At 43.8% G+C, this 13,858-nt stretch carries 9 protein-coding genes and 1 pseudogene; 2 read left to right on the top strand and 8 right to left on the bottom strand.

Translation table 11 applies throughout. The annotated features are described in order from the left end of the window. Together DPF91_RS04755 and DPF91_RS04750 are read right to left on the bottom strand one after the other, a co-directional pair. Complete coding sequence (locus DPF91_RS04755) at positions 1-1,110, bottom strand: hypothetical protein (RefSeq protein ID WP_117233303.1); 1,110 nt, start codon at positions 1,108-1,110, stop codon at positions 1-3. 76 nt (positions 1,111-1,186) lie between these two features. Then, positions 1,187-1,419 (bottom strand): annotated as a pseudogene (locus DPF91_RS04750) (DDE-type integrase/transposase/recombinase); the annotation flags it as partial. Positions 1,420-1,763: 344 nt separating this feature from the next. Between DPF91_RS04750 and DPF91_RS04745 the strand changes: the two are divergent. Then, positions 1,764-2,057, top strand: coding sequence for a Fis family transcriptional regulator (locus DPF91_RS04745; RefSeq protein WP_117233302.1), 294 nt, complete (start codon positions 1,764-1,766; stop codon positions 2,055-2,057). A 188-nt stretch (positions 2,058-2,245) separates the two neighbouring features. Here DPF91_RS04745 and DPF91_RS04740 read toward each other — a convergent pair whose 3' ends face one another. The 3 genes from DPF91_RS04740 to DPF91_RS04730 form a co-directional block, all read right to left on the bottom strand. Then, positions 2,246-2,872: a heme-binding beta-barrel domain-containing protein gene (locus DPF91_RS04740; protein ID WP_117233301.1), complete on the bottom strand. Its 627-nt coding sequence runs from the start codon at positions 2,870-2,872 to the stop codon at positions 2,246-2,248. A gap of 256 nt (positions 2,873-3,128) precedes the next feature. Continuing rightward, complete coding sequence (locus DPF91_RS04735) at positions 3,129-4,922, bottom strand: cation:proton antiporter (protein ID WP_117233300.1); 1,794 nt, start codon at positions 4,920-4,922, stop codon at positions 3,129-3,131. A gap of 141 nt (positions 4,923-5,063) precedes the next feature. Then, positions 5,064-6,242, bottom strand: a complete 1,179-nt coding sequence (locus DPF91_RS04730; RefSeq protein WP_117233782.1) for a benzoate/H(+) symporter BenE family transporter — start codon at positions 6,240-6,242, stop codon at positions 5,064-5,066. A 75-nt stretch (positions 6,243-6,317) separates the two neighbouring features. On the opposite strand from DPF91_RS04730, the gene DPF91_RS04725 reads away from it, so the two are divergent. After that, complete coding sequence (locus tag DPF91_RS04725; protein ID WP_117233299.1) at positions 6,318-6,857, top strand: helix-turn-helix domain-containing protein; 540 nt, start codon at positions 6,318-6,320, stop codon at positions 6,855-6,857. 42 nt (positions 6,858-6,899) lie between these two features. Here the strand turns inward: DPF91_RS04725 and DPF91_RS04720 are convergent, their stop codons facing one another. The 3 genes from DPF91_RS04720 to rne form a co-directional block, all read right to left on the bottom strand. Beyond that, complete coding sequence (locus DPF91_RS04720) at positions 6,900-8,273, bottom strand: YjiH family protein (protein ID WP_117233298.1); 1,374 nt, start codon at positions 8,271-8,273, stop codon at positions 6,900-6,902. Between the two features lie 308 nt (positions 8,274-8,581). Next, positions 8,582-10,129: a SulP family inorganic anion transporter gene (locus tag DPF91_RS04715; protein ID WP_117233297.1), complete on the bottom strand. Its 1,548-nt coding sequence runs from the start codon at positions 10,127-10,129 to the stop codon at positions 8,582-8,584. A gap of 273 nt (positions 10,130-10,402) precedes the next feature. Continuing rightward, complete coding sequence (gene rne, locus DPF91_RS04710; RefSeq protein WP_117233296.1) at positions 10,403-13,354, bottom strand: ribonuclease E; 2,952 nt, start codon at positions 13,352-13,354, stop codon at positions 10,403-10,405. Between the last annotated feature and the right edge of the window lie 504 nt (positions 13,355-13,858).

Here is a 13,858-nt window from a genome sequence, read left to right as displayed (position 1 = left end):
TTAAATGCTCCATTGAATCAACGTACCTGGTACTTTACGACTCATAGTATCAACACTGTTTTCATTGTCGTCTCTATCATTCGTGTAACAATAAAAACCATTGTTACTAAACATCAACAGGTAGCTGTTCTCATCTTCGTTAATCAGTGCCTTAATACTTCTACTGCCTTGCCCATGCTGGTCCAACTCTGTGGAAGTAACATTGGTGTGCATGGCTGCGCGAATTAATTGACCATCATTTAAATTCTTCTGAAACCAAACCCTTAAAGCATCGAACATGTTAGTGGATTCTTGTTCTACGGTTTCACTTGTAGCACCTTTGTACTCATCTGGGTACAAATCGTTTATACGTGATAGAAACACTGCATTATTTTTTGATAATGAATTAGGGATGCCTACGCCAGTATCATAAATCACGATATACAGGTTATGTTCGACTCTGTGACAACTAAACCACCAACGCTTGCGACTGTGATCGTGTTCATCTGGGTATGCGTGGCGACCGACATTATCTACAGTTTCTTGAATAGCTGAAGAAATTTCTTGTTCTTTTTCTGCATCTGCATCTGGGTAGTACTTTTCTAATATGTAGTCGACAAAGACATTACTCAAGTCATTTGCTCTTGAATTATCTCCCATAATGACAGGAAGATAGGAAGACGACCCTATTTTGTCCTCACGTTCTGAAGCAGTTGCAAAGTTACCACTAATGTTAATAACGTTGTTTACTTGCTTCTTACGCTTCGACCATATCACCCGGATTTCAGTTGTTACCCCATGCTCCTCTCTGGCCTCATCAATAATGGAGTAGATAACCAGTAGAGGCATTGCCTTAAGCATGGTGGTGTTACTGAAGTCTATGTATAAGAACTTTGGATTCTTCTCTAGTTCATTTCTGAGAAGAGTAAAAAAGTTATCACATATTTCCATAGAGCCATCAATCAAATCAATTTCTCTAGGAGCAGGAATCTTTGGGTGCTTCCCAAGAAATAAACTACCAATACTGTTTCTATTGTGTACTTTCTTACCACCAGAAGAAGCCTTTCGTTTTTGCTGCTTCTGAATCTGAAGGCTATGTTCTCTCGAACTTTCTTGTTCTATTTTTCTCATTTTATTAGCTGGTTATAGTTATAAATATAGCTTAAAGGACTACAGTTTTAGAATCGCTACTACTTAACTAGACGACTTTTAGTAGTTGGAAGAAGCTCTTGGTTATTGCGTTATCATGCAACTACCTCGACGACTCATGCTTTCGACGCCATGAGCACTTAGAAACTCATTCCAATCGTAGCTCGTATACTTACTTTCCTGATCTGAGTGAACCAACATATTCCCATCAGGCTTACATCACCAAACCGCCATTAAGAAGGAATCTAACGCAAGTTCTTTGGTGATACTTATGCCCATTGACCAACATATATTTTATATGAACTTTGCCATATTCTTTCACTCCATTCTATGAAAACCGACGATTGGGCACAATATCATGAGATAAGTATCCTGTTCTGCATCACTCAGACTGGATGCTCAACAAAGCTGACTTTCCATACCTGAGTTAATTTAGTGGAGACTAAATTAGCAATATTGCTGACACGTTTCTGTCCAGAGCCTTCTCAGCTACCACTTCAAAACTGAGAAGCCACCTTTATGATGTTGATGTGGGTATACTTTCATTGCAAACTCTGTTCCTCGACATACGTTTCCTAACATAAGGGAAGCATGTAGTCACATTTACTCATTCACACAGACAGGAAATGTCCTTTATGCGCAAATCAGATAAAAAGGTCGACAATCTAATTAGAGGCGTGTTGACCGAAGTTTGTGAAGATACGTTAAAAGGCTACGATGGTTTTCTTTGGGTTACTCACACAGTGAATTTTTCCTCTTTTCCGCAAAGTTTAAAAATTATTTGCGTATTCGAGACGAATCAAGATAGAGCCAACTTTTTACAGGGAGAAGGGCAACAGCACGTCTCTAAAACTATTCAGAAGGCATTTAATAAGGCTGGGGTACAACTAAAAAATGTAAGTAAGCAAATTAGTTACGACATAAAATAGAAACTTAGGTTAGGTAGCAGGGTCTGGACACGCATTAGGGTGGCTGTAAAAGTTAATACTTAAGTGTCTACTCGCTTCATCCCATCGAATTGAAACAATCGTCCTAACAGATCTAACACCGATGAGGTATCGGTGTTAGACCTGAAAAGCGTTTAACTGAAACGTGATAGTAAAGTGTTAAACAGAGCCTACTTCACTCGCTCAAGCACAGAGGAGTCAGTATGAGAAAACTCCGAGTCATAGATATCTAAGATTGTTGATTGAGTGTAGGTTAGGGTGTCCCCCTCAATTTGGATGTTCATGGTAAAGCCAGTTGTACTGGCATTGTCTTTCATATAGCTGGATTCTGCGATTCCACCGTCAGGTGCTGTTAATGTCATTGTGTTCCCAGCTGCACCTTCGGCCACGACACAAGTCGCTCGAGGCACACAAAAAGAATTGTAGACAGTTTGATTGGCTTGATCGTAGATAAAATAACCACGCTGGTCATGGAACTTTGAGTCATCTTCTTTTTTAAAGACTTCTTGTTTGTAGTACAGAGCAACAAGGCTTTGGTCGCTTGCATTTACTGCGTCCGCAGCAACTTCGAATGTAATTGTTTCGTAAAAGGGCACTACAGCCGGTGCCCCTTTCCCCTGAGTGCTACCTTCTTGAGCTGGAGCAATATCTACTCCACCAGCATCAACGGATTTCCAAGTACCTACAAGCTGGGCAAGAACTCCGAAATCCATTCCATCTATGACGGTGTGATCTGCTTGTACAGAAAGTGGTGTGATCAATACCGAACTAAGTAAAACTTTAGCGACTGCTTTCATACTTCTATCCTATTTTTGATTTTTTTGTTTGAGCAATAGAAATTTTATGACTAACAGTGAGGTTAAAAATTAACCTAGATCAACAAGCTCTTTACATGCTTTGTTCTGGTCTCTTTTTGAGCAGAAATTGTGATGATTAGTGTTGCAGAATATTACCGTTTAAATAAAGGTATTATTATATTTATCAGATGCTTGCAATTGATTGGGCAAGGTTATTAATGAGTGGTTTCTGTATGCACTTACTCTTCAAATTCATTCACTCAGAACCATCCTTAATCAACGCCACCATGATCTCTCCACTTTCAGGCTTAACGTTACTCGGTTGAGTAATAAGATGAATACGTTGTGTTGCACTCACTATAAAGAGGGGCACAACGGTCGAAGATTGATACTGTGCTTGATAATCTTCGAAAGTGAAGTTGTCACTGATCTTGGTGTGTTTAATATCGGCACCTTGACTGATCAGGCTCGCCATCTTCTTGTAACTGATGTTTCCGCCGAGTAAGAGTGAGTATGCGTGCTCTTCATTGTGCGAAAGCTTGTCGAGTGAGTCTTGGTTCTTTCTATCCTGAAGACTAAAGACCTTTCTGTGGCCGAATTCATGCGAAAAGTGAACGCCAGCTACTGAGTTAAGATGTTGGTCGGGAGTGACGGACAGAACCTGACCAATCCCAATAAGGTCAAGATGCTCGTCGGCGTGACTCGATGTCGGGTTGCCGTAATAACTATCAAACCCTGCCATACGTGCCTTACTGACATAATCCCAGTTAGTGTCTGACATTAACACTCGGCAATCGTAGGTTCGTAAGGCCTTACCAATGGTGCGAGCCACATCATTAGCGCCAACTAATAAGAAACCTCTAGGTGAAGGTTCAGCAACACCTAATAGTCCAGCGACTGGACGCGCAGTTGCACTTTGTAAAACCACAGTACCAATAATGACCATGAAAATGAGGGGAACAAGCAGGTTAGCTTGGTCGATATTGATGTTAGTTAACTTAATGGCAAACAGTGATGAAACAGCGGCTGCAACTATGCCTCGCGGAGCTACCCATGCTAGAAAAGCTTTCTCTTTGAAGTCGAGGTTGCTTTTCAACGTTGAGAGGAAGATAGATGCTGGACGCGATATCAATTGGATGACCACAAACAAGGCAATGGCGGAGAGCCCAAGTTGTTCGAAATCATCAAGTTCGACTCTGGCAGCGAGCAGAATAAAGAGCCCGGAGATGAAGAGTATTGTGAGGTTCTCTTTGAAGTGGAGGATATGACTAATATTCACCCCCTTCGCATTCGCCAACCACACACCCATTACGGTGACGGTGAGTAGGCCAGATTCGTGTTCGAGATAGTTTGAGCCGGCAAACACGCCGAGCAATATGACTAATACTGCGAAAGGTTGTAGGTATTCCGGTAGCCAATGTCTTCGCATCATGGTTGCAACTAATACACCCGCCGCGATACCCAACGAAAATCCGATCAGTAGTATTAACCCAAATACGACAAGGCTATGAACTTGGCTCTGCGAAACGATAAATTCATAGACCATTACAACAAACAAAGCGCCTAATGGGTCGATTAAAATCCCTTCCCAGCGGAGTATGTTAGACAGCTTAGTACTTGGTCTAACCGTTCTTAAAAGAGGAACTATAACAGTCGGTCCGGTTACTACAGTCAAGCTACCAAATAGTAAAGAAAGTGTCCAATCAAAGCCCAATAGGTAGTGCGTGGCAGTTGAAGTGATCGCCCAAGAGACTATCGCGCCAATAGTCACTATGCTCCATACGCTTTTACTGATTCCCTTAATCTGTTTGAAGTTGAGGGTGAGACTGCCTTCAAAAAGGATGACGGCAACTGCGAGAGAAATGAAAGGAAAGTAAAGATCGCCAAGCGTATCTTGTGGGCGAATGACGCCGAATATCGGGCCAATCAGTAATCCAGCGATGAGTAGGAAGAGTATCGCGGGAAGTTTAAATTGCCACGCCACCCACTGACAAAATAGTCCGAGTACACCGATACCTGCCAGTGTGAGTGATATGATTTCAGAAGTCATCACAGTTCCTTGTTGTAGCCATCTAACATGCCTGCATTTTCGATAGTTCGTTCTACTCAACGATTACTGTTACTAAACAGTAGGCTTGCTTTGAACTATTATCTAAAACAATAGCTTATCAATAGATAACTGCTAGGAAAGTTAGGTTTCTTTTTTTGTTAGCTGGTAAAAGAACCAACCAGCAATGAGGCCCCATAGTGTTGAACCAATACCGACAAACGTGATTCCAGAAATGGTAACTAAGAAGGTAATCAGTGCTGCTTCTCGAAACTGTTCGTTATTGAACGCAGATTGCAAGCACATAAGTAGGGTACCCAACAAGGCAAACCCAGCGAGCATGTGTGTGATCTCTTTAGGAAAAGAGATAAATACTGCTACAACAGAGGTGGCCAACAATCCTGCGAATATGTAGAAAAGTCCTGCCCATAACACCGCTTTGTATCTTTGGGATATATCTTCGTCGACCTCTTCATTCATACAGATTGCCGCAGAAATAGCGGCGAGGTTAACACTGAATCCACCGAAAGGGGCCGCTAAAACATTGGTTACGCCCGTACCCATTAGTACTGACTTCACAGGGACCGAATAGTGGTAGCTCTTCATCATCGCAATACCGGGTAAATTCTGTGACAACATGGTGACGAGATAGAGTGGAACTGAAATATTCAGTAGTGCTGTGAGCTCTAGTTTTGGGGTTATCCAAATAGGTTTAGCTATAGTTAGCTCGGTTGCCAAGCTCGAGTTGTCACCCAAGAAATAAGCACAAATACCACCAATAGCCAAAAGCGTTAGCATTGTGTATTTCGCATAGTGTCGCTTGGTAATGACATAAGCTATAAACATGGCAAAAAAGGCGATTGGCATGGACATAACGGGCTGGAAAGCGTCAACACAAAACGGGAGTAAAATCGCCCCAAGCATTGCTGTTGCGAGTGGCGTGGGTATTCGTTGTAGAAACTTGGATAATGGGGTGATTAATCCAGTAATTACGATCAGTAAGCCGGAAAAAACGAAAGAACCTATGACGACAGGTAGGTCGTACTGACTCGCCGAACTCACTAATATTGCCGCTCCTGGCGTTGACCAAGCAGTAAGAATCGGAGTCTTGTAATACCAAGAAAAAAGAATTGAGGTAAGCCCCATTGCTAACCCTAAGGCCAACAACCAACTCTCTATTTGACTAGCTGATGCGCCAGCTGACGTCGCCGCTTGCATGATAATCACTACCGAACTCGTGTATCCAACCAATACAGCGCTGAAACCTGCAGTGATGTGGCTCAAGGTAGATAACCTTTGATTCGTGGCTGTCTCGATTTTCATGTAAAGTGACTCTTGTGCGCTATAACGTACAAGCAACAATAGCATTGTGCGCTATAGCGCACAACAGGATAAATAATGAACGATTCAATATTTAAATCTGAAATAGCAAAGCGTTTGAAGGAAGAGCGAACTAGGCAGGGACTGAGTCTAGATGCAACCGCTAAGCTGACAGGCGTGTCGAAGGCTATGTTGGGACAGATCGAGAGAGAAGAATCAAGCCCAACGATAGCAACGTTGTGGAAGATCGCGAGTGGACTCGGAAGCTCTTTTTCAGCGTTCTTTGCTACCAAGCCGGATCTTCAATCTAAAGAACGAGTGTTTCCGGACGATGCTCGTATGGCAGTGAAAACGTTGTTTCCATATCAATCTGATACTGGAATTGAAGTGTTTGAGATTTCATTGTCAGAATACCATCAACAGCTTTCTACACCTCACAGCGTGGGTGTTATTGAGCATGTTCACGTACTGAGTGGCCGTTTGAGAGTATTATTTGATAACCAGTGGCATGAGTTGGAAGCGGGGGAGAGTGTGCGTTTTTACAGTGACCAGCCACATGGATATGAAGCGGTATCAAGTTCAGCAATCTTCCAAAATATTGTCAGCTATCCAAAGTAAAACACCGCGCTATTGGAGCACGGTGTTTGACAGCTTTAGTTTTTAGAAGAATGCATGAGCAACAAGAACGATAATTGGTAGTGTGACTAGCGTTCTCAGAAGGAAGATGCCTACTAGCTCAAAGAAGTTAATTGGCACCTTACTGCTCAGGATGACTGAGCCTGTTTCCGACATGAAGATAAGCTGCGTTACCGACAGTGCTGCAATAACAAAGCGTGTCAGTTCGCTGTTTACCGTAGATGCCGCGATGATAGAAGGGACGTACATATCAGTGAAGCCTACTAGCATGGTTTCTGCAGCTGCTGCAGCCTCAGGTACGTTTAGCATTTCTAACAATGGAACAAATGGTGCGCCCAATAGTGAGAAGATTGGTGTACCTTCTGCTACGACAAGGCCCATAGTACCGATAGCCATAACCACAGGCAAAACACCGATAACCATGTCTAGCGCGTTTCCAAGGCCTTCTTTAGCCACAGAGCCAAGGCTCTTTACTTTATCAGCACGCTCAAGCGCCAAGTCTAACCCGTAACCTAACGTTGTTTTTCCTTCTGGAACCAGTTCATCATCTCTGTTTGGCGCAGAACCATCAATGTAAACGTCTTTTTTGAAAGACAGTGGTGGTAAGAACTGAATAACCATTGCAGCCACAACACCAGAAAGACAAATAGCGAAGTAGAAAGGAACAAAGTAGTTCTCAAGGCCAACTTGGGTTAGAACCACAAGCGAGAAAGAGATGCCAACAGGAGAGAACATCGTTGCGACAACCGCTGCTTCACGTGCTGTGTACTTCTTATCTTCGTATTGCTTACTCGTTAAGATTACCCCAACGGTGCCATCACCTAACCAAGAAGACACACAGTCGATAGCTGCGCGGCCTGGTAGTCGGAACAGAGGTCGCATCAGTTTACTTAGCAATGTACCTAACAGCTCTAAAAGCCCAAAGTTGAGAAGCAATGGCAGTAATAGACCAGCTAAAAAGAAGGTAACGAGAAGCGATGGTAGAAGGTCGTTCAGAACCAAACCTCCTGTATTACCATTCCATATTAATTCTGGACCGATTTGGTTTAGAGCCATAACTGTAAACACCGCACCAAGTGTACGAATAACTAACCAGGTTGGTGTTAAAAGGAAAAGTCTTGTCATTAAAGGGGAGTTAATTACAAATGCTGGCTTAACAAGACTTGCGATGATGGACGCGATTGCAGAAAAGCAAATCACACCAGTCACCGTTGGCAAAATCGCATCGCCTAATACGGCTTTTGCCCCTTTTGCCATTAGTGCTAATGGGAAGGTGAAGTTTCCGTCGATGGTCAGTGGTGCAAGGAAAAAGAACAGACCAAGCAATGATGGAACTGCAAACATCAGAACATTCTTTTTGTTCTTATAATTCTGTTGGCTAAGAACTGTATCACTCATGTTATTACCTCTTAATGGTGATATATAAATTCAATAAAACTGCATAAGTTTTCAATATTAGTGATTATATCGCCAAAATAAGCTGACACAAGCCTTTTTTGAGGTTTTATTCACTTAATGTGACTAATTAAATGGTTGATGTGTTCTGTTTGGTTACGGATTTGAGGAGGGATGACCTATATAGGAATGATATATGGTTTGGTTGGATGGCAAAATCAATTAATGCTCACTCATGTGATGAGTAGATACAAGAACGCCCAATCAAAATGACTGGGCGTTTGATTATTTATGCAGAAAGCATAGAAGTCTTACTGAGACATAACCTTGTAGATAGGGTCTTCTACATCATTCACTTCTACCAAGTTACCTGCTTTGTGAAGTGTCTTCACACAGTCTTGGCTTAAGTGACGTAAGTGCAAGGTTTTACCTAGTGCAGAGTAACGCTCAGCAATAGTATCAATCGCTTCAATTGCAGAGTGGTCTGTTACACGAGAGTTCGCGAAATCAACGATAATATCTTGAGGATCATTCGGCGCATCAAATAGCTCGAGGAAATTTGCTGTCGAACCGAAGAAGATAGGGCCGTTGATCTTGTACTCTTTAGAGCCTTTTTCGTTGATGCACGTGTCAGCGTAGATGTGCTTAGCGTGTTGCCATGCAAACATAAGAGCAGATGCGATAACACCGACAAATACAGCAACAGCAAGGTCAGTCATAACCGTTACTACTGTTACTAGCACAATAACGAAGAAGTCTTGTTTAGGTACACGGCGAGCCAGTTTGAACGTTGCCCATTCAAATGTACCGATAACCACCATGAACATAACACCAACAAGGGCTGCAAGTGGAATCATCTCAATAAGAGACGAAGCAAACAGGATAAATATCAGTAGGGCTACCGCTGCAACGATGCCTGATAGACGACCACGACCACCAGAATTTACGTTGATCATTGATTGACCAATCATCGCACAACCACCCATTGCACCGAATACAGAACAAGTTACGTTCGCCATACCTTGACCAACACACTCACGGTTAGATTGACCACGAGTATTTGTCATCTCATCAAGTACCGTCAAAGTAAGCAGTGATTCGATTAGACCGATTGCCGCAAGGATCACTGCGTAAGGCAGGATGATGTATAGCGTCTCAAGGTTAAAAGGAACGGCAGGAATAGAGAATGTTGGTAGTGAGCCCGCAAGTGTTGCAGCGTCGTCACCAGACATAGTACGCAGGAAGTCTACAACTGTACGAGTCTCGAGATCCAAACCAACTACAAGAGCGGTAACGGTAACGATAGCAACAAGAGAAGAAGGCACAGCCGTCGTGAACTTAGGCAAGAAGTGAATGATCGCCATCGTTAGCGCAACGAGTCCCAGCATCAGCATCATTTGGCCTTGAGGTAGCCACGTCAACGCACCTGTCATATCTGGTGCTTTGAACTGGCCTAACTGAGCAAGGAAGATCACGATAGCAAGACCGTTTACAAAACCGATCATCACAGGGTGTGGAACGATACGGATAAACTTACCGAGCTTAAAGATACCTGCTGCGATCTGAAGAATACCTGCCAATAAGATGGCTGCAAATAGGTATTGAACACCGTGCTCAGCAACTAGGCTAACCATTACAACTGCCATTGCGCCTGTCGCACCAGAGATCATGCCTGGGCGGCCACCAAAGATAGAAGTGATTAAACCTACGATGAATGCTGCGTATAGACCAACCATTGGGTCTACGCCTGCAACGAATGCGAATGCTACTGCTTCTGGTACCAGTGCAAGCGCAACTGTAAGACCAGAAAGCACGTCATTTTTTACAGAGTGCTTAGAAAATTGAGGAAATTCGAACATGTTTGCTCAGTATAGTTGTCAGTGATTTAGGGTCGAAACAAAGCTGTTAAGCGAGCAAAGCAAAATGCGATGGAAAAGAGCTGCCGATTAAATAACTAGGCTTCGAAATATTAGTCGGCGGAATGCTACAGAAAAGTGTGACAAAGTTCAAGAATGAAGCTGATTAGAATGTCTTCATTTCTATTTAAGTGGAATTAAAGTTTGTTCGGTAAATTGTAAATGCAAAAAGGGGTTGCTAACGCAACCCCTTTGGATATCAATCGTTTATACGATTTAGAAGTTTGGCTTCGTCATTCCTGCTGTTGCTTGGTTGGTTGCCACTTGGCTACCAGCACCTTTTGCAACATAGCGCTCTTCACGGAATGCAGCGGCAACGACCTCAATCTCTTTAAGTTCTTGAGGGCCAGGTGCACTTGCCATCGTTGAAGAGGCATGACCTTTGAAAGTCTGTACTGCTGGCTGAGAAGCTGGTTCATTTGCAACCGGTGCAGCGGTTACTGGAGCTTCTTCAACAACAGGAGCTTCTGCGACAGGCGTCTCTTCTACAACTGCTTCAACGACTTCTTGTTGAGGTGCTTCAGTGACTTCTACTACAGGCTCCACAACTGGTGCTTCGACCTTAGTTTCAACCGCAGGAGTTTGTTCAACAGTAGCTTCAACTGGAGCGATTACTTGTTCTTCAACAATCGGTGCTTTCACTTCTGGTTGTTTAACAATAATTACTTTACCCATTGCTGCTTCAGGACATGCTACACCACCTAGTAGAACGATATCTTTCTGTTCGGCTTTCTTCGGTTTGCGGTTGTCACGCTTCGGCTTAGCTAGGTCATAACGAGGCATCACTTTACCCATCGCCATCTCTGGAGACGCTACACCACCTGCACGCAGGCGGAATGGGTTAGGACGACGATCGCGACCACGACGACGACGTTGACCACTTGCACGTAGGTGACGTGGTGAACGACGATTGCGGCGTTGTTTCGGCTCTTCTTGTTGCGTTTCTTGGCTTGCTTTAGCTTCTGATACTGGCTCTACGGCTTTCTCTTCTTGCTTAGCTTGCGCTTTTTCAGCTTTCTTTTGCTCAGCCTTGTTTTGATCTTTCAGGCGAACTTGTTTTTGAAGCTGACGACGCTGACGGCGTTGCTTAACTTGAGCTGTTTTCTCTTCTTGCTTGTTTTCGCTAGAAGCTTCTGCAGCAAGTTGTTGACCTTGTTCAGCAAGCTTGTTCTGACGGTTGTCATTACGCTCGTTGCGAGGTTTGCGACGATCTTGCTTAGGCTTACGCTCTTGACGGTTTTGGTTGTCAGTTGCTTCAGCGTTACGCTCGTCTTGCTCTTTCGTAGGCTTACGCTTACGACGGTCATCACGGTTACCATTACGGTTGTTACGGCGACGATCGTTACGATCACGACGTTGGCGCTGACCTTGGCGGTTAGACTTAGGCTTCTCTTCTTCTTTCTTCTCTTCGACTTTCTCTGCTTCTTCTGGGGCTGAGAATAGGTTAGCGATAGCTTTGAAGAAACGAGCAACTAGACCAGGTTTTTGTTCAGTCTTAGCTTCTGCTACTGGAGCCGGTGCTGTAGAGGCTGCTGGAGCTGGTTTCGGAGCCGGAGCTTGGCTTGGCGCTGCAAAACCTTGTAATACAGGCTGTTCAATCTTCTTCGGCTTAGCTTCTGTTTCGCTCTCTTTGCTCTCTGCTTCTTTAAGAGCATCAAGCTTCTTAGGAAGTAGGTAAGAAAGTAGGTCGAATTCTTCACCTTCACGAACACGAATCACTTCGAAGTGTGGTGTTTCCATATCAGAGTTAGGAACTACCGTGATCTTAACTTCTTGGTTCTTCTCAATGTGGTTTACTGAGCGACGCTTTTCGTTCAGTAGGTATGAAGCGATTGGCACAGGAACAACAGCTAACACTTGAGCTGTATTGTCTTTTAGTGCTTCTTCTTCAATCAGTCGAAGAACAGAAAGAGCTAGAGATTCGTTGTCCCGAACCACACCAGTACCAGTACAGCGAGGACAGATGTGGTGGCTAGCTTCCGCCAGAGATGGGCTCAGGCGTTGGCGAGACATTTCTAGTAGACCAAAGCGAGAGATACGACCAATCTGAACACGGGCACGATCGAGACGAACGGCATCACGCAGACGGTTTTCTACTTCACGCTGGTGGCGAACTGGTGTCATATCGATAAAGTCGATAACCACTAGACCACCTAGGTCACGCAGACGCAGTTGACGAGCGATCTCATCGGCTGCTTCTAGGTTAGTGTTGAGTGCTGTTTCCTCGATATCACCGCCTTTCGTAGCGCGAGCTGAGTTGATATCGATAGAAGTCAGTGCTTCTGTTGGGTCGATTACAATTGAACCACCAGATGGAAGACGAACTTCACGTTGGAATGCTGATTCAATTTGGCTTTCGATTTGGTAATGACTGAATAGCGGCACTTCGCCTTCGTACTTCTTAACACGGTTAACGAAGTCAGGACGTACAAGCTGAATGTGCTGAAGAGCACGCTCGTATATAGTGTTGCTATCAATTAGGATTTCACCGATATCGCGACGTAAATAGTCACGAATCGCACGCACGATTACGTTACTTTCTTGGTGGATCAAAAACGGAGCTTCGTTTGAATCTGAAGCTTGTTTGATTGCACCCCAGTGGTTTAGAAGTACGTTTAAATCCCACTCGAGTTCTTCAGCGCTTTTACCAACACCAGCGGTACGAACGATTAGGCCCATACTTTGTGGCAGTTCAAGCGTGCTTAGAGCTGCTTTTAGTTGAGTACGCTCGTCACCTTCGATACGGCGGGAAATACCGCCAGCTCGTGGGTTGTTAGGCATCAATACTAGGTAGCTACCAGCCAAAGAAATGAAAGTTGTAAGAGCTGCGCCCTTGTTACCACGCTCTTCTTTCTCTACTTGGATGATCACTTCTTGACCTTCAGTTAGCACTTCTTTAATGCTAGGACGGCCTTGATATGTGTATCCTTCAGGGAAATATTCGCGGGCAATTTCTTTAAGAGGGAGGAAACCGTGACGCTCTGCGCCGTAATCAACGAACGCCGCTTCTAAGCTTGGTTCGATACGGGTGATACGTCCTTTGTAGATATTTGCTTTCTTTGACTCGTGACCTGGGCTTTCGATATCAAGATCGAAAAGCTTTTGGCCGTCAACCAAAGCAACACGCAACTCTTCTTTTTGAGTTGCGTTAATTAACATTCTTTTCATTGTTGAAATTCTCGTTGTATTTTCTTTTATTTCCTATCGCTTTGTGTCGGTACTCATGGTGCCAGATCCCATGGCTATTCGGTGCAGCCTCACGGCTGGAAGGGATGCTCTGGGGCACTTCTAGTCATCACTAGCGCAGTTTCACGCAGTGATCCGCAAACTGTGGCGGTTAAATACTCCGACATGAGTATCCGTTGAGTAGAGCGATAGGGTGACTTCAATTTCATGTGTCTTACGCCAGCTGCTGCACTGAAAAATAAAGTAATCTACTCATTATCTCGCAATAAACTTCCTTGGTTTGTGTAAAAGGTAACCAGATTACGTATTGCAGGTGTGAACTATAGCAGTGCCAAGAAATATCAGCAATCTGCTTTGCATTGTTCGGTGTAAAAAATTCATAACAATTAGTTTTTTGAACTGGTATCTCACTGACTTGTCGGTGTTTTTTTGTTCTTTGTTTGTTGAAATGCGTTTTTTCTCAACAAAGTGCACCCGAAAGAGTTA

The sequence above is a fragment of the Vibrio maerlii genome, assembly GCF_003415655.1.
Classification (GTDB): Bacteria; Pseudomonadota; Gammaproteobacteria; order Enterobacterales; family Vibrionaceae; genus Vibrio; species Vibrio maerlii.
The sequence above is the reverse complement of the archived record's forward strand: the minus strand, read 5'-3'. Positions and strand labels throughout refer to the sequence as shown.

Excerpts from the sequence above, each read along its gene's own strand:
- DPF91_RS04735 (WP_117233300.1), bottom strand. The coding sequence starts at position 4,922 with ATGACTTCTGAAATCATATCACTCACACTGGCAGGTATCGGTGTACTC.
- DPF91_RS04715 (WP_117233297.1), bottom strand. The coding sequence starts at position 10,129 with ATGTTCGAATTTCCTCAATTTTCTAAGCACTCTGTAAAAAATGACGTG.
- DPF91_RS04755 (WP_117233303.1), bottom strand. The coding sequence starts at position 1,110 with ATGAGAAAAATAGAACAAGAAAGTTCGAGAGAACATAGCCTTCAGATT.
- DPF91_RS04745 (WP_117233302.1), top strand. The coding sequence starts at position 1,764 with ATGCGCAAATCAGATAAAAAGGTCGACAATCTAATTAGAGGCGTGTTG.
- DPF91_RS04725 (WP_117233299.1), top strand. The coding sequence starts at position 6,318 with ATGAACGATTCAATATTTAAATCTGAAATAGCAAAGCGTTTGAAGGAA.
- DPF91_RS04730 (WP_117233782.1), bottom strand. The coding sequence starts at position 6,242 with ATGAAAATCGAGACAGCCACGAATCAAAGGTTATCTACCTTGAGCCAC.
- DPF91_RS04720 (WP_117233298.1), bottom strand. The coding sequence starts at position 8,273 with ATGAGTGATACAGTTCTTAGCCAACAGAATTATAAGAACAAAAAGAAT.
- rne (WP_117233296.1), bottom strand. The coding sequence starts at position 13,354 with ATGAAAAGAATGTTAATTAACGCAACTCAAAAAGAAGAGTTGCGTGTT.
- DPF91_RS04740 (WP_117233301.1), bottom strand. The coding sequence starts at position 2,872 with ATGAAAGCAGTCGCTAAAGTTTTACTTAGTTCGGTATTGATCACACCA.